The 17,580-nt window shown below is 28.2% G+C and carries 13 protein-coding genes and 1 pseudogene; all 14 read right to left on the reverse strand.

Annotated features, from left to right (window positions below; all coding sequences use genetic code 11):
• Positions 1-32 precede the first annotated feature (32 nt).
• Positions 33-1,487, reverse strand: a complete 1,455-nt coding sequence (gene yabN / locus BN899_RS17265; protein ID WP_042278052.1) for a bifunctional methyltransferase/pyrophosphohydrolase YabN — start codon at positions 1,485-1,487, stop codon at positions 33-35.
• A gap of 87 nt (positions 1,488-1,574) precedes the next feature.
• Positions 1,575-3,188, reverse strand: coding sequence for a putative polysaccharide biosynthesis protein (locus BN899_RS17270; protein ID WP_042278053.1), 1,614 nt, complete (start codon positions 3,186-3,188; stop codon positions 1,575-1,577).
• Positions 3,189-3,308: 120 nt separating this feature from the next.
• Entirely contained in the window at positions 3,309-3,848 is a 540-nt protein-coding gene (spoVT, locus tag BN899_RS17275) for a stage V sporulation protein T (RefSeq protein WP_042278054.1), read from the reverse strand.
• 99 nt (positions 3,849-3,947) lie between these two features.
• The gene (locus BN899_RS17280) at positions 3,948-4,952 is read right to left on the reverse strand and encodes a peptidylprolyl isomerase (RefSeq protein WP_052356900.1); all 1,005 of its coding nucleotides are present in this window, start codon (positions 4,950-4,952) and stop codon (positions 3,948-3,950) included.
• Between the two features lie 26 nt (positions 4,953-4,978).
• Positions 4,979-8,368 (reverse strand): annotated as a pseudogene (gene mfd, locus BN899_RS17285) (transcription-repair coupling factor).
• A 16-nt stretch (positions 8,369-8,384) separates the two neighbouring features.
• The gene (pth, locus tag BN899_RS17290; protein ID WP_042278055.1) at positions 8,385-8,945 is read right to left on the reverse strand and encodes an aminoacyl-tRNA hydrolase; all 561 of its coding nucleotides are present in this window, start codon (positions 8,943-8,945) and stop codon (positions 8,385-8,387) included.
• Positions 8,946-9,000: 55 nt separating this feature from the next.
• Positions 9,001-9,636 (reverse strand): prepilin peptidase, encoded by a 636-nt coding sequence (locus tag BN899_RS17295; protein ID WP_042278057.1) that lies wholly within the window; start codon positions 9,634-9,636, stop codon positions 9,001-9,003.
• 112 nt (positions 9,637-9,748) lie between these two features.
• A complete protein-coding gene (locus BN899_RS17300) occupies positions 9,749-10,528 on the reverse strand; it encodes a prepilin peptidase (protein ID WP_042278058.1) in 780 nt (259 codons plus the stop codon).
• Positions 10,529-10,562: 34 nt separating this feature from the next.
• Positions 10,563-12,308 carry a prepilin-type N-terminal cleavage/methylation domain-containing protein gene (locus tag BN899_RS17305; RefSeq protein WP_042278059.1) on the reverse strand — a complete coding sequence of 582 codons (1,746 nt, stop codon included), beginning with the start codon at positions 12,306-12,308 and terminating at the stop codon, positions 10,563-10,565.
• 29 nt (positions 12,309-12,337) lie between these two features.
• The gene (locus tag BN899_RS17310; protein ID WP_042278060.1) at positions 12,338-13,402 is read right to left on the reverse strand and encodes a type IV pilus twitching motility protein PilT; all 1,065 of its coding nucleotides are present in this window, start codon (positions 13,400-13,402) and stop codon (positions 12,338-12,340) included.
• A 26-nt stretch (positions 13,403-13,428) separates the two neighbouring features.
• On the reverse strand, positions 13,429-14,517 hold the full coding sequence (locus BN899_RS17315) for a PulJ/GspJ family protein (protein WP_042278061.1): 1,089 nt from the start codon (positions 14,515-14,517) through the stop codon (positions 13,429-13,431).
• Positions 14,518-14,520: 3 nt separating this feature from the next.
• A complete protein-coding gene (locus tag BN899_RS17320; protein WP_042278062.1) occupies positions 14,521-14,985 on the reverse strand; it encodes a hypothetical protein in 465 nt (154 codons plus the stop codon).
• Positions 14,986-15,070: 85 nt separating this feature from the next.
• The gene (pilO, locus tag BN899_RS17325) at positions 15,071-15,973 is read right to left on the reverse strand and encodes a type 4a pilus biogenesis protein PilO (RefSeq protein ID WP_042278064.1); all 903 of its coding nucleotides are present in this window, start codon (positions 15,971-15,973) and stop codon (positions 15,071-15,073) included.
• Positions 15,966-17,567 (reverse strand): PilN domain-containing protein, encoded by a 1,602-nt coding sequence (locus BN899_RS17330; RefSeq protein WP_042278066.1) that lies wholly within the window; start codon positions 17,565-17,567, stop codon positions 15,966-15,968. Before BN899_RS17330 ends, pilO begins: the two co-directional genes overlap by 8 nt.
• Positions 17,568-17,580 lie beyond the last annotated feature (13 nt).

Genomic DNA, 17,580 nt, shown 5'->3' on the forward strand with positions numbered 1-17,580 from the left:
AATAAAAATTCTAGATTTTTGACAAATTTATTTTATAGTTTGTTGGCCTTAGCCTTATTCCAAAGTTGGTCCTTTTCCTCAAGTGTCATTTTTTCAAAATCTTTATTTTGATTCATTGCACTTTTTTCCATAAACTCAAATCTATTTATGAATTTTTGGTTTGTACAGTTCAGGGCTTCTTCTGGGTTTATATTTAAGAATCTAGCTAAATTTACTATAGAAAATAATAAATCTCCTAGTTCTTCCTTTATGTATTTTATATTTCCTGCTTTGCATTCGTCAAGTAATTCTTGATATTCTTCTTCAATTTTTTTAAATACATCCTCTATTTTATCCCAGTCAAATCCAACAAGTGCTGCTTTATTTTGGACCTTGTCAGCTTTTAAAAGTGCTGGTAAATACTTTGGTATTCTCTTTAATCCATCAGTTATACTAGTCTCACCTTTTTCCTCTTGCTTTAATTCTTCCCAAGTTTTTTCAAACTCAGACATATCTAAGTTTTGTCCATTGAAAACGTGAGGATGTCTATGTATAAGCTTTGTACATATTCCATTTATAACTTCTTTTAAATCGAAGTATCCTTCTTCTTGTCCTATTTGACAGTGGAATATTACTTGTAGGAGAATATCTCCTAGCTCCTCTATGATTTCATCTATATCATCATTATCAATAGCTTGGCAAAGCTCATAGCTTTCTTCTATAAGGTATTTTTTTAGTGATTCATGTGTTTGTTTTTTATCCCAATCACATCCAGATGGACTTCTTAATGTACTCATTATTTTTTCTAGCTCATGTACTGTATTATACATCTTTTTAGTACTTTTTGGTATATATAAGCTACTTAAATAACTAAATAAATTTTCACTTCTATCTAGTTCATGTAATGGAACATACTTCTTACTCTCTAGATTCTTAACACCTGCACCATTTACTATACATACTTCTTGGTCATAATCATAATATTCCATTAACTTTAGCTTTATATTTGATGCTATAAAATGATCATATATTTGAGTTACTATCATGTTAGTATCTGTATCTATATATGAATTTTCTATTTCAAAAGCATCTAGTAATTTAAACCCATTCGCTGGGTCTATAGCTAAATAATTAAACATAGCGTCTACAAAGCTCATAGAAGCTATTGTTTCCACTTCTATGTTGTTTTGTTTAGCTAGTCTTTCTATTATGCTTACAGTCTTTTCTGCGACCCTTGGATGGCCTGGTACTGCATATACTAAATCTCCATCCTTAGATGCTTCTATGATAAACTCAGAAATTTTACCGTATACATTTTCAAAATTTTCTTCGCTATCATAAAAATGGTCTAGAGAAGTATATTGTATAGTTTCTTTAAGCTTGTCCACAGTAGGATGTTTTTCTGTTCTTAGAAAAATTCTAGAACTTGATTGTAAAGCTTCTAATGCACCTTGGCTTATTAGAGAATAATCTCCTGGTCCAAGTCCTACAATACTTATTTTTCCCATATTATAACTCCTCTTACTTATTTAATAACACAAACAAAGGAAATTTTCTACATATAATTATTCCCTTTGTTTGTATTTTTATTTTTTCTATCTCATAAGGTTAAGTTTTTTAAGTAATTTATAAATCTTATCACCTTTTGGCATAGTTAATACTTCTTCTTTTTTAATTCCACCTATGAATAATAGTACTAATCCATAAACAACCGCACCTATTGCAATTGCTACAACAGTTGCTAATTTGCCACCTATTATTCCACTTAGTAATCCATACCCTAGCTTAACTACAACAAACATAGTTATAACTGTTATTAATGGCTTTATAACAAACTCTTTAGGTGAGAATCTTATATGTGTTGATCTTTTTATATAAGATAATTCTATTAAAACTGCTATTAAGTAAGCTGATACTGTTCCTAATGCAGAACCAAATACATTTATCTCTGGTATAGCTGTTAAAGTATAACTTATAACTATTTTAAATAACATACCTACACCTAATGCTATAACTGGAACCATTGGTTTTCCCATACCTTGAAGTATACCATTCATAGTTTGCATTAATCCTAAGAACACTACACAAGGAGTAAGAACTAAAAGTAAAGTTCCTACCATTGGTGGTTGACTGGGATATAAAAGCCTCATTATAGGTGATGCAAGTGCTGCAATACCAAATGCTGCTGGAAGTACCATTAATGATGTTACTTTTATAGCACTTTTTATATCTTTTTTAGCCTTTGCTTTGTTGCCTACTGCATATGATTCAGATATAGCTGGCACTAAACTCATACTCATTGCAATAGTTATTACTGATGGTAAGTTTATTATTGCCATAGCAAACCCAGTTAATTGACCAAACATTGCATTTGCTTGATCAACAGTGAACCCTGCTACAGCAAGTCTTCTTATAACTATAACAATATCTACCATATTAACTAAAGGCATAACTGATGCACCTATTGTTATAGGTATTGCAACCACTAAGATTTTCTTTAATATTCTAGAGACAGATTCGTCCTTGAAATGCTTACTTGCTTTTATCTCAGCCTTACGTTGCTTTCCTTCTCTTAAGTAAGCTAAAATTAAGTAAATTATAGAAACTATAGCTCCTATAGTAGCCCCAGTTATTGCACCTGCAGCTCCTAATTCAGGACCATTAGAATTCATTAGATAATATGCTAATCCTAACCCTAAAGCAACTCTGAAAAATTGCTCTGCGATTTGAGAAACTGCTATTTTTGTCATTTCCTTTCTACCTTGGAAATATCCTCTATATGAAGACATCACAGGCACAAATAAAAGCGCTGGTGAAATTGCAATCATTGCATAATATGCACCTGGATTTTTTATTATATTGTTTACTATGTAATTCGCACCAAAGAAAAATATAGCAAATGCTATAAGTCCTGTCATAAATAATATTGTATATGACACCTTAAATATCTTATGTGCTCCTTTATAATCACCAATTGCTGATTTTTCTGAAACTAATTTAGCAAGTGCAGTTGGAAAACCTGCTGTTGCCAATGTTAAAAATAAAGTATACACAGGATATGCTGCTTGATAATATCCCATACCTTCTTCCCCTATTAAGTTTCCAAGAGGAATTCTAAAAAATGCACCTATTATTTTAACGAGTATACCTGCCGCTCCAAGTATAAAGGCGCCTTTTAAGAATGAGTCTTTATTCTTGTTATTATTCATAACACAACCTCCATCTTATTTATATAACAAACTTTAATATATCATATATTCAACAACTTATTCAATATATTACTATAACTTTAAAAGACCCTAAAAATTTAGGGTCTTTTTTAAAAATAACTATTGAACTTGTTTTCCTAAGAAATTAGCAGCTATTTTTAATATTTTTTCTTCACCTTCAGATAAAGCATTCGACTCTTTAGAAACTAGTATTATTGAGCCTATACAGTCTCCTGAAGAACTAACTATAGGCATTATTACCTGGCTAGTATACTCCATCGAATCATCTTTATGCAAAGGTACTATTTTACTATTATCGCTATGTTTTACTTCTCTATTTTCTATTAGCTGTTCTAGTTCATCACTTATGCTTTTCTCTTTATAATCTTTTTTAGCTAATTTTGAAACAGCTATTATAGAATCTAAATCCGTAACGACAACTCCATAACCTAAAGTTTCTCCTAAAGTTTCTGCATATTCTTGAGAGAATTCATTTAGTTCTCCTATTGGTGAGTATTTTTTTAATATTACTTCTCCATCTTTTGCTGTAAATATTTCTAGCGGATCTCCTTCTCTAATTCTTAGAGTTTTCCTTATTTCCTTAGGAATTACAACTCTTCCTAAATCATCTATTCTTCTAACAATCCCTGTCGCTCTCATTAAATTAATCCCTCCATTAGTAACTTTAAGCTTATTTTTACCAATGAAAAGAAAATTATGCAAAAAAAGCTATGTTTTACTAAACATAGCCTTTTATTTTTAGAATTTTACACTCTCCATTACTTTTTCATTTTTTTCTATCTTTGCATCTTTTGTTAATTTCTTAATAGTTTCTGTATATTTATTACCTAATAATTTATCTTTTATAGTATCTTTAACTTCATCAAAAGTTAATTGTTTTTGTTTTTTATCAGTTACTTTTATTATATGATATCCAAATTGAGTTTCTACTAATTCAGATATTTCGCCTACTTTTAATTTCCAAGCAGCAGCCTCAAACTCAGGAACCATTGCCCCTTTTTCAAAGAAATCTAAATCTCCTCCATTGGCACCTGAACCTTTATCATCTGAGTATTCTTTTGCTAAAGCTGAAAATTCTTCTCCACTTTTAGCTTTTTTTAATATATCTTCAGCCTTTTTCTTAGCCTCTGCTTTTTTAGCTTCAGGAAGAGGTTTGTTATTTTCATCAACTGTAGATATTAATATATGAGATGCTCTTACTTTATCTTCATAAAATTCTTTTTTATTATCTTCATAGTATTTTTTTATTTCTTCATCGCTTATTTTTGTAACTTTTTTAAAGTTATCTTGGTAATTTTGTATTGCTAAACCAATTTCTTGTTCTTTCTTTATATCTTCATTAGTTATTCCAAGCTTTTTCATATTTTCTTTGTAAGCTTTATTTTCTGCTATGCTTTTTTCAAATTCTTTAAATTTCTTATCTACATCTTCTTTAGATGGTAATAAATTTTCTTTCTTAGCTTGTTCATATAATATTTGAGTATTTATCATTTGTTCCATAACTGAATCTTTAAAGAAATCTTTATATTTTTTACCTTTTTCTACTTCCATGTCCCATATGCTTTCTCCATACATGGATTCAGTAGCTTGTTTATTTAAATCTAAAGCCTTTTTATACTCCCCAACAGTTATCTTCTTATTATTTACTGTTGCTACAACATCATCGTCCTTAGTACCACTACTACAAGCAGTCACAGACACCCCTAACATTATAGACATAGCTATTGCCATTATCTTCTTCAAATTAAAACACCCTTTCTGTTATTAAGTTATTTAACACTACACATTTTTTCTAGTAATTCTTCCAATTCTGTAACTATATTATACCCTACTTTTTCCTTTGTCTTGTATCTAGTCGTAGGAATTAATAATATCTCATCTTTAACTTGTCTTATTTTTTCTATTTTAAGCTTTTTACATAGAGTCTTTATATAAGCTATCTTTAATAAGCATTGAACTGCTTTTGGTATATCTGAGAATCTATCTTCTAACTCTTCAGATACATCATTCATATCATCTTTATTTTCTATAGAAGCAATTTTTTTTATACATTTCTATTTTCAATAATTCATCAGTAATATAAGTATCTGGTATATATGCATTTACACTTAAATCGATTTCTACATCCACTTCCTCAACTATTGGTTCACCCTTAACCTTTTTAATAGCATCATTTAGCATTTTTACATATAACTCATATCCTATCACCGCCATATGACCATGTTGTTGAGAACCTAATATATTACCTGCTCCCCTTATTTCAAGATCTCTCATAGCTATTTTAAATCCTGATCCAAACTCAGTAAATTCTCTTATAGCTTTTAATCTTTTTTCAGCTATTTCACTAAGTACTTTATCTTTTTCATACATTAAATATGCATAACCTTGTCTAGAACTTCTTCCAACTCTACCTCTTAACTGATAAAGCTGTGCTAGACCCATTTTATCTGCATCATATACAATCATAGTATTAGCATTTGATATGTCCATACCAGTTTCAATTATTGTTGTGCAAACCAATACATTGAACTCTTTGTTTAAGAATCCTAAAATTATATTTTCAAGTGCCTTAGATGTCATTCTTCCATGTGCCACAGCAACTCTTGCATCAGGTATTAATTTTTGTATCATGCTAGCCATTTCTTCTATATGTTCAACTCTATTGTAAACAAAAAATACTTGGCCACCTCTACCTAATTCTCTTTCAATCTCATCTTGTATTATACTTTCCTTACCTTCTGTAACATAAGTAATTACTGGATGCCTTTCTTGAGGAGGTTCTTCTATAACACTCATATCCCTTATTCCACTAAGAGACATATGAAGAGTTCTTGGAATAGGTGTAGCAGATAATGTAAGCACATCTACAGTGGATTTTATTTGCTTTAATGCTTCTTTATGTCTAACTCCAAATCTTTGCTCTTCATCTATAACTACAAGTCCTAAATTAGGTAAAGTTATATCTTTAGATACTATTCTATGAGTACCTATTAGCACATCTACTAACCCTTTTTTAGCATCTTCTATAATTTGTTTTTGTTGCTTTGGAGTTTTAAATCTACTTAAAACTTCTACTCTTATTGGATAGTTTTCAAATCTTTCTTTAAATGTATTGTAATGCTGTTGAGCAAGTATTGTAGTAGGAACTAATACTGCAACTTGCTTTTGCTCCATACAAGCCTTAAATATTGCTCTTATGGCTACTTCTGTTTTACCATATCCAACATCCCCACAGATAAGTCTATCCATAACTTTATCTGATTCCATATCTTTTTTAGTTTCTTCGATAGCTTTTAATTGATCATCTGTTTCCTGATGAGGAAATAGTGATTCAAATTCACCTTGCCAAGGTGTATCTTTATCAAACTTATATCCTTTTACTTTTTCACGCTTAGCATAAAGTTCTATAAGATCTTTTGTCATATCCTCTATTTCTTTTTTAACCTTAGCCTTAGCCCTACTCCATTCATTTGTTCCAAGTTTATTTAATTTAACCTTTTCAACATCTGCACCTATATATTTTTGAACCTTGTCCATTTGGTCTATTGGTACATATAAATTATCTCCACCATGGTAAACTATTTTCATGTAATCCTTTTTAATAGAATTAACAGTAATTTGCTCAATACCTGTATATCTACCAACTCCACTATTTTCATGAACTACATAGTCACCAACATTTAAATCCATAAATGATTCGATTTTTTTACCTTTTTTGGCCTTATTTGATTTTGAAGCCGATGTTCTCTTATGAACACCTATCATTTCATTATCAGTGATAATTGCAAATTTTATAGATTTATATTCAAATCCATTACTTATACGAGCAGGTATAATTACTATTTGAGATGACTTTAATTCCATATCTCTTTCTTTAGCTATTATAGCTTCTAGACCTAAATCTAATAAGTCAGAATGTAGTTTTTTAGCTCTATCTAATGTATTTGTTGCCAAAATAATTTTGTAACCGTTGTATTTTAATCTATTTAGTTCTTCAACTAAAACCTCCGATTTAGCATTGAAATTTGGTATTTCTCTACATTCAAAATTAACAATAGACTTTATATTAAAATCATTTATAGGCTTCGGAAGCAGTGTATTTAATACTAACTTTTTATTTTGTGAAATAAACTCTAAATCACTGTAACCATATAGTAGTTTACCTTGATTTTTTATAGCTAATCCTCTTTCAAGGTTTAACTTATAGTTTTCTCTAAATTCATTAGTATAATTTTCACATCTTTCTTTTGTCCTACTTATATCATTGAAAAATACGATTGCATCATCCTTTAAATAAGTAAATAAACTTTTATTTTCATCTGTATATATATAATCTATATAATTTTCTATACCTTCAAAATAAGTTTTACTAGATATATTGTCTATATCGTTGAATATATCTTCATTAGTATTTTTTGTAGTATCTTTTTTTATTCTGTTAACAGCATCTTCAGTTATAGATGGATATATAAACTCCCTAGATGGCGTTATAGAAAACTCTTTTATTTTCTCTATAGATTTTTGTGAAAATACATCAAAAGTTCGTATAGAATCTATCTCATCATCAAATAATTCCATACGAATTGGGTTTGTATATTCTAAAGAAAAATATCTACTATCCCGCCTCTTATACTAAATTGTCCAAATCCTTCTATAGCTGATACTCTTTCATACCCTAATGAAACTAAGTTTTCACTTAATTTTTCTAAATTAATAATATCTCCTATTTTATAAGTAGATATATTTTCTAATAATATCTCCTTCGGTGTATATTTTTTCATAATAGCTTCAATAGATGTTACTAAAATTATATCTTCACCTTTAGCTAATTTTAGCAACACCTTTAATTTTTTAGCTTCTTCATTTCTATCCTTTGCATCTAGATGATAAAAGTGAATATCTCCAAAACCTAAATATTCTACCTTATCTTTAATATAAAAACTTAAGTTCTCATATATTTTTTTAGCTTCTAAATCGCTATTTGCCACAAACACAATCTGCTTATCTAGGTCCCTAAATATAGAATATGCTATATGAGGTTTTTGCATTGGCAAAAGACCATTAATTAGTAATGATCCTTTATTTTTTTGTATGCAATTTATTATATCTTTATATTCTTTTGAATTTTGCAAAGGGTATATAAATACATCTTCTTTCATTTAAATCCCCCTCTTGCTATCCATTATACTTATTCATAGATAAATCTATATTTTCTCTTATAATACAATCTATCGCATTACAAGCCTTCTCTAATCCTGTTGCTAAGTCAATAGCTTCTTCTTTTCTAAATCTTGATAATACAAAGTCAGCTAAGTCTTGTCCTGGTATTGGTTTAGAAACACCAACCCTTACTCTTGGAAAATCTGTTGATCCAAGGCATTTAGTAATCGATCTCATTCCATTATGAGTTCCACCGCTACCTTTTTTTCTTATTCTTATTTTTCCAACATCTAAATCGATATCATCATATACTACTATTATATTGCTCAAATCCACTTTATAGTATTTATATATATCTATTAAAGTTTCTCCACTTAAATTCATATATGTTTGTGGCTTAACTAATAAAACTTTTTCTGTTCCTACTCTTCCTTCTCCAATTAAAGCCTTATGTTTTATCTTCGTCACACTTATCCCATATTCCTTCGCCAACATATCTATAACATCAAAACCTACATTGTGTCTTGTCTTATCATATTGTTTTCCTGGATTTCCTAACCCTACTATTACGTACATTTCGTCTCCTCCTTTGATTGTTAATTATGTAAAACTTTCTTAGCCCATACACGGCTTAAAATAATCGATCAATACTATAAAAATAAAAATTTAATAAATCGTATTTCGTCAACATTATCATAATCGTTGCTAATGATATAAATGGTGCAAATGGTATTTTTCTTATTTTGCCTTTTTTTATAAAAATTAAATACATGCAATATATAGAAGCTAAAATAAAAGATAAAATAATTAAATAAAAGCTATAATTGTATCCCAACGCAAAACAACATAAGCCAAATAAGCCTATGTCTCCTTCTCCTAATCCTTTGGTTGTTTTCGCTAGTACAAATGGTATCATTAGCCCTATTAATAATGCTATTATATAGTTTATCAATTCTTCTTTAGAAGTTATTGTTATTAGGAAAATTGCACCTTGAACAATTATACCACTAACTAATGTTATATCATATATGTATGTTGTTTTATAGTCTATTATTGAGATAATTATTATAAATGGTAATAGTGATATATATTTAATAAGGTCTGATGTTGATTGATATTTATAATAAATTATCACTGTAGTTAATATTATACTTACGTATATAAATAATGTTATATACTTAGTTCTTATTATTTCTTTGCATATTTTATATAAGCATTTATCTGCTAAATATGCTAATATTATAGAAATTCCTATTATATAAATCATAATTTTATATAATAGTAGGGTTAATATTAGTATTAACCTTATTTCATATCTTTAATTCAATGTACTAATTATTATATAAAAAAGATAATCGAATTAGCGATTATCTTCTCTCTTACATAAATAGGTTTAAATACCAATTTATTATATTAGTTCCACATAGAACTGTTATTAATGCACCTACAGATATAAATGGTCCATAAGGTATCATTGAATTGTATTCTTGTTTTTTTATTTTACTGTATATTATTACTTCTATACCATAAATCGCCCCTACATATATACTCAGAAGTATTGTTAAAAGCCCTCCTTTTATTCCAAGGAATAAACCTGTCATAAAGAAGAGTTTTATATCGCCTCCACCCATTACTTCTTTTTTAACTATAAGTTCTATTATATTTATAAGTAGTAGCATTCCTCCACCACAAATTACAGCTCCTAGTATGCTATCTTTTAACCCTACGCCTTGACCTGTTAAGTTGAATAGTACTGCAAATATTGATCCAAATATTATTAGGCTGTCTGGTATTATAAAGTGGTCTATATCTATAAATGTTATTATTATAAGTAGTGATATTAGTGCTAAATAGTATATGGTTATAATATTTAATCCATATACATGAAATAATAACACAAATAATATACCCGTTAATAGCTCTATTAACGGATATCTTGGTGATATTTTTTGACCACAGTATCTACATTTTCCTTTTAGGAATACCCAACTTAATATTGGTACAAGGTCTAGTGGCTTTAATCTATTGTTACAGTTATAGCAATGTGACGGTGGATTTGATATTGATTGATTATTTGGTATTCTGAAGATACATACGTTATAAAAGCTACCTAGAATTATACCAAATATAAATGAAACTATTGTAAAATATATATCCATATCATTAATTCTCCCTAAATTTTACGATTAATCTTTAATATATAAAATTGACTATTAATTTTCCTGAATCTTTCTTATTTTTCATGTTCCCAAAGTTGAAATTAGCCTCTAAATTATTAGACATTTGATTTGTATTTAGATTTAATATTATAGAAGGATTCTTATGATTTAAAGTTCCAATATGATTATTGTTAAATTTAATATCACTTAATTTTAATTTTCCTTCTACCTTTAATTGTACTGCTTTTATATTTTTAAATTCATTGTGACTAGTCGCTATCTCTCTGTCAATACCTCTAGCCCTAATCATAGTTGGTGAACTTCCTTTGTCTATTTGTATACTCATATTTCGAGTTTCGTTATATTGTTTTTCATTTCTTTTATTTTTATCATTTCCTACAGTAGCATAAGCTTCTACTTCATATCCATTTTCACTATTTTGCCATTCATAAACTATATCTCCATTAGATTGACTTGTACTATATTTTTCTCCATACACGATCATTCCATATCCTGATGAAACTTTTTCTTTATCTATTGCTAATTTACCGTCAATAATAAAATTAGCTTTATTACTATTATGTTTAGTAAATAAAACTTCATACCATGTTCCATTTTCATTACCTTGTAATGTATATTTACCATTATTCAAATTTAAATTTTCAGTTTTACCTACTTCTTTTACTCCATAAAATGTTGCATGATTCAAATTAATTTTTATATTTTTAAGTATTGTATGTGGACTTACATAAATTTTAATTTTATCAATATCACTCGCCTTACTTGATGTATTATGAACCTCTGCTTGATTATTTTGATAGTCTGGATTGTATCCTATATAAGCATTTGAGTGCCCACTATTACCATTATCGTTATCTCCTCTGATATAAAACTCTTCTTGATTCCTTAAATCTTGATGCCCAAATTTTCCGTTATCATCTATCCATGTATATAAAGAATCCTTATATAATCCATTTTGTTCTTCAAATTTAGATTTATCTGCAGTCCAAAATCCTATCGCTAAAGATTTTTCCTTATCTATATCATCAGGATGTGGAATTTCATCTTTAGGCGGCTCTATCGGTGGTTTTTCTGGTTCTTCCGGCTCTGCTGTACCTCCACCAGTAATATTATCTAATCTTGACACTACCTCAAACTCATATTTATTAAAATTATCTTTTTTACTTTCATATCCCATGGTTACTTTATATGGATTATTTCCAGTTATTATAAATGGTAGGGTATTAGCTTTTATAGTTCCATCCTTTACGAAATCAATTTTAACTCCATTTTTATCAATAATTGATATAGTATACTTAATATTTCTATTTTCTTTATCTATTTCTACTGTATATTTAGAATCATAATTACTTTCTCTATTGCCTATTATTATATATTGATAATTAAACTTTGATATAGTCTTGTCATCTAGTTTTGGTTTAATTACCTCTACAACTCCTTTTTCCAAAATATCCTCTTTGTCATTAATTTTTTGAATTTTTTCATTTTTTGTTTCTGCCACTAATTCATAATCATATGCATTTTTATTTCCATCTTTATCCAAAAGTAATTTTATACTTTTTGCTTGCTCTAAATCATTAGTCAAATATTTATTAATATCATTCATAGTTAATTGACCGCTATTTATATTCCCTTGTTCTTTAACTGATGTAGTTGATTTATTTATAATTTTATATCCTATAAATATAACTGTAGTAATTATAAAAATAGAAACTAATAATTCTAGCAATGTAAATCCTTTATTATTTAGTTTTTTCAAATACACTTTCCCCCAATATATAATAATATTTAGTAGTTCATACCACCCATTAGTCTTGAAGTATATTCATAGTCAGAACATCTACTTAAAACACTTTCTTTAGAAATTTTACCTTGTCTATATAAATTAGTAAGTTCTTGATCCATTGATTGCATCCCAATTTTTGATCCTGTTTGTATTATATTTTGAATTTGATAAGTCTTATTTTCTCTTATTAAATTTCTTATAGCTGGTGTTGTTATCATAACTTCAAGAGCTGCCACTCTATTTCTTCCATCTATCGTTGGTATTAATTGTTGAGATACTATACCTTCACAAACAGTAGATAGTTGTGTTCTTATTTGTTGCTGTTGCTCCGCTGGGAACATATCTACTATTCTATCTATAGTCTTAGCAGATCCTATCGTATGAAGTGTAGAAAATACTAAATGACCTGTTTCTGCTGCTGTTAATGCTATAGAAACTGTTTCTGGATCCCTCATCTCTCCTACCAAAATAACATCTGGATCTTGTCTAAGCGTTGCTCTAAGTGCTGAATTAAAGCTTTCTGTATCACTGCCAATTTCCCTTTGATTTACTATGCTTTTTTTATGATGATGTACATATTCAATTGGATCTTCTAGTGTTATTATGTGTCTTTCTTTATTAGTATTTATTATATCTATCAAACTCGCTAATGTTGTACTTTTACCACTACCTGTTGGTCCTGTTACTAGAACTAAACCTTTATGTTTTTGGGCAAATGTAGCCATAACATCTGGTAATCCTAAAGTCTGAAATGTAGGTATTGTTGCCGTTATAGTTCTTATTGCAATTGCATAGTTGCCTTTTTGTTTGTATGCATTAACCCTAAATCTATCTCCATTGTCAAGAGCTACAGAGAAATCTACTTCTCCATGTTCTTGCAATCTTTTGAAGTTTTTAGGTGTTGTTATTTCCCTGGACATATCTTCTGTATCTTGTGGTGTTAAGTTCTCATCTCTAAGATTTACAAACTTTCCTTTTATTCTTGCTCTTGGTGGACAATCAACTGTTATATGTACATCTGATGCTCCAAGTTCTACTGCTATTTCTAATAGCGCAAATATATTCATATAAGTATTTATCTCCTTACTAAAATTTATTTTGAGAATGCAATAAATATATCACTTCTTATACTAGAGTTCGGACCAGATATATCTCCATCTCTTAATTTAATTCCACCATTAAACTCTAATGTTATCCCTTTTTTACTTTTATCTATCTTTTTTCTAATATTTTTGTTTACTTTATCTATCTTTTCTCCATTTATGATTAAATCATTTAGTTGCATACCTGTATGCTCTATATAGATATCTATATAATCATAATCATTATATGAAAAACCATATTCTTTATAAACTTTATGGGTTTCATCTCTATTTATGATATCCATTTGCATAAAAGGATTTCCATTTAATATCCCATCTGGCATGTACTGAATTTTTATTTTATCATTTTTGATACTTATATTCTCTGGCCCTAGAGATCTAACTTGATTACTTGATATTGTTGTTTCATTAGCAACCTTAAATGATTCATTTGGTTTATCTAAATCCCAATCATCAGTAGTATGTATTCTTATGTGATATTCGCTTAGTGGCTTTGGCGTATGAGAATCATCTCCATCTTGATTTTCATTATCTTCTGATAAATTTGAAGAAGATGCCAATATTCTTATACCTTCTAGACTAGTATCTTTTTTACTAAAATACTTATCCTCAAGTTCTACATTTATATCAATATTATACTCGTAATCATTAAAAGATGAGGATATCATATTTGAATTATTGTATTTTTTATTACCTTGTATTAACTTTCTTTCAATATCTAACGTTATATTGTATTTATTTTTACTACCATTTTCATTTATAAGTATATGAGAGTACTCCTTTTTAGACTTATCATTATTAAATAATATTTCTTCTGATTTATCTTTACTTTGGTTTGAATCATTATATATTATTAGTCTTCTTTCTCTATTATCTAACGGCTTATTTTTAATTTGTTTTCTCAGATTTTCTATTTCTGTTTGAGCTACATTTAAAGCTTTTATATCTCTATCATTTTTTGTATTAACTCTAATAGTAGTATTTAATATCCTAAAGAAAGCAAACATTATAAGTGTAATAATAGCTAATGATACTAATAATTCTAATAATGTAAAACCTTCATTTGTATTATTTTTCATATATTATTTGCTCCTCCAAGAAATAACTTCATAATCTATGTTACATGTCTCTTTATATTTCTCTCCACTTACATCACTAACTGTTACATTTATCTTACTACTTAAACTTTCTTTAATTTCTTTAATTTTTAGAGTAAATGTTGTAGAGTTATTTGTTTCTTTTTCTGTTATATTGACATCAATATTTGCTATTTCATCACTCGTCCATGTTTTATGGTTAATATTATATAATTCATCCCCTTTGCTAACATCTACACTTTCTATAAATTCAGATATTATGTCTTCTATAACAGATTCTGCATCATATTTTTTCTGTAAAGATTCCTGATTTTTAGTTGTAGACTTTAGCTGATTTCCAATTTGTATAGTAAATGAAAGTATAATTATAGTAACAATAGCCATCGCTAATATAACTAACGTCATTGATGAACCATTGTTTCTCTTTAACTTATTAATATATTCCTTCAATATTCCACCACCTTTATGCAAATAAATTGCATCTCAGAAAATTATCTATAAGATGCAATTTAAAATATGTCATATTAAATTATTATTAATTCAATGTATCTTGGAACGGATTGTACTTGCCATGCTTCCAAGTCGCTGGATTATCAGTCTCTAACTTGATTATATCTTTATCTGAACTATAAACTATAAAGTCAATATTTGCTGATATATCTCCACTTGCTTTTGATGTTACTTTCACATCTATAGTATTTGATGCATCTCCTACGCAATCGGGGTCTGGTTTTCTTCCTCCACTTTGAGTCGGTGTTCCATATAGAACATTTCCTTCAAGCATATTTTTACATTCTTTATCTAAGTGATAATTAGTATCTTCTATAGTCCAATATACCCTTTTAGCAGTTTCCTTTTTTACTTCAGTCATTTTAGCACTCATATTATAATCCATTACTTGTGTTATATTCTTTTGTTCTTCCAGGTAATAAATTAGTTCTCTTATTCTTCTATAGTCTCCCTCTACATTTAATGACATTGGTATTGCATAGAAATTAGTATAGTTTACACTATCTGATATTTGATAGTTGTTTAATTTTATATCTAAACTTTTCATAATCTTATCAAGCCCTATTAAAAATAAACCATCTTCCATATCATGACTTAGTTGTCTACTTTTTGCTTTAGCTTCTCTTGTTAAGCTATCTAGTTTTTCTTGTTTTACAGGGAGTTCTTCTAATTCTTGCTTATAACCATTTAACTCGCTTAATGAACTTTCAAGATTATTTTTAGATTTCATAAATTGAGTAAATTTAGGAAACACGAAAAAATAACCATATAAACCTAAAATTAAAACTACTCCTAATGTGACCAATAACCCCTTAGCGCTAACTTCTTTTTTTAATATATCTGTTTTAAATAAGTCTTTTATATCTGTTTGCCATATGCTCTTTTTATCTTCAACTTCTTTGTTAGATTCTTTTATTAATTTACTCATTAGTTATCATTCCCTCCTTTAATTTAGCTGTTATGCTAAAGCTATAGGAAGTTTTCTTACTATTTTCATCTTCTGATATTTTCTCAGTTACTCCTGAAAACTTAACTTCTTCAAAATAAGGTAATAACTTAATATTATATACAAATTTAGCAGCATCAGTTGGAGTAGCTGCACTACCTCTCATACTTATGCTATTAGGTACTTTATCATATAAAGGAATTTCTTTATTTTCTGTTTTACTATCCTCAGTTTTATTCTCATCATTTGAATCATTATTAATATTTTCATTACTTGTACTATTTTCTTGTTTTTCATCTTTTGGTGTATAAGATAATCTTAAGTTTTCTAGCCAAACTTTATAAGGAATATTTTTATCTATAGCCGTAAGCATGTCTCCCCATCTAGGCTCTTTATTTATAAGCTTGTCGTATATTTCTATTTCTTCTTGCTTAAGTTTAATCTTATTTTCTATATTATCAATTTGCTTATATTCTTCTTTAATCTCTGCTATTTGAGTATTAACTCCTTCTAGCTTATTATCAGTTAATTTTTTCATCATAATTAATGAAAGTATCGGTATGTAAAGTACAACTAATCCTAATGGAATTATCTTTAAAATTTTTGATATCTGTTTTTTTCTCTCTTGTTGTCTTTTAACTTCTAAAGGTAATAAATTCATTCTATTGTATTGAGATTTTTCAGATTCTCTTAACATACATCCTATAATGTCAACTATCATATTAAGCTCACTATATTGAATATCCCCTTTTATATCCGTATATATATCGTATAAATTCTCTATACCTGATATTATTTCGCTACTAAACAGTTTAGAGAAATTTTTTCTAATTTCTTCATTATGAGCATATTTTCCGACTATCAAAATAGTATCTACTATCTTCCCAAAGTTCCTTGATGAGTAATAGTTCATAAGGCCATTAGCTTCATCAACTAGTCTCATATAATCATAATCTTGTGCATTGTTGCCTAACTTAACAGGAACGTTATCGTGAATATAAAGAGAATCTTCTTTATATATTTCTATAGCACTACTATAATCTCCAGTATCAACAATCATAATATCACTATATTCGACTTCTTTTAATACTCTTGAATATGATGCTGGTAATATATCTATACACTCTAGTTTTAAGTTATTTTCAGTAAAAATATCTATTATAGTTTCAGCTTCTTTAGTGTATAAACCAGCTAGTATTAAATCTAAATATTCTTCACCCTGGTCACTAAACTCCCTTAATACCTCATATGAAAAATTATACTCCTCTCTCTCAAGAGAAATCATTTCATCTATTTCCATAGACATAATAGCATCTAAATCTTTTGAATCTATTTTGGCTATCTTATTAGATTTAACTATTACATCATTCGTGTTTAAACATAAAATAGCACTCTTTGCCTTTGATTTATTTATTTTAAGAGCGTATTTTAATAAATTATATTTATCTGTGAAATTTGGTTCTACGTCATCTGATGATAAAAAATATACATCATCTATGATGAATTTGTCTTTCTTATAATATCCATCAACTACAGAAATAAAATCTCCATAGTAGGATATATAAAGTCTACTCATTTGTATATTTCCT

Origin of the sequence: Faecalimicrobium dakarense, from assembly GCF_000499525.1 — a bacterium.
In the GTDB taxonomy this organism is placed as follows: domain Bacteria; phylum Bacillota; class Clostridia; order Peptostreptococcales; family Peptostreptococcaceae; genus Faecalimicrobium; species Faecalimicrobium dakarense.

Bases quoted from the DNA above. Each gene is read 5' to 3' on its own strand.
- yabN (WP_042278052.1), bottom strand. From the start codon at position 1,487: ATGGGAAAAATAAGTATTGTAGGACTTGGACCAGGAGATTATTCTCTA.
- BN899_RS17270 (WP_042278053.1), bottom strand. From the start codon at position 3,188: ATGAATAATAACAAGAATAAAGACTCATTCTTAAAAGGCGCCTTTATA.
- spoVT (WP_042278054.1), bottom strand. From the start codon at position 3,848: ATGAGAGCGACAGGGATTGTTAGAAGAATAGATGATTTAGGAAGAGTT.
- pth (WP_042278055.1), bottom strand. From the start codon at position 8,945: ATGTACGTAATAGTAGGGTTAGGAAATCCAGGAAAACAATATGATAAG.
- BN899_RS17295 (WP_042278057.1), bottom strand. From the start codon at position 9,636: ATGATTTATATAATAGGAATTTCTATAATATTAGCATATTTAGCAGAT.
- BN899_RS17300 (WP_042278058.1), bottom strand. From the start codon at position 10,528: ATGGATATATATTTTACAATAGTTTCATTTATATTTGGTATAATTCTA.
- BN899_RS17310 (WP_042278060.1), bottom strand. From the start codon at position 13,402: ATGAATATATTTGCGCTATTAGAAATAGCAGTAGAACTTGGAGCATCA.
- BN899_RS17315 (WP_042278061.1), bottom strand. From the start codon at position 14,517: ATGAAAAATAATACAAATGAAGGTTTTACATTATTAGAATTATTAGTA.
- pilO (WP_042278064.1), bottom strand. From the start codon at position 15,973: ATGAGTAAATTAATAAAAGAATCTAACAAAGAAGTTGAAGATAAAAAG.
- BN899_RS17330 (WP_042278066.1), bottom strand. From the start codon at position 17,567: ATGAGTAGACTTTATATATCCTACTATGGAGATTTTATTTCTGTAGTT.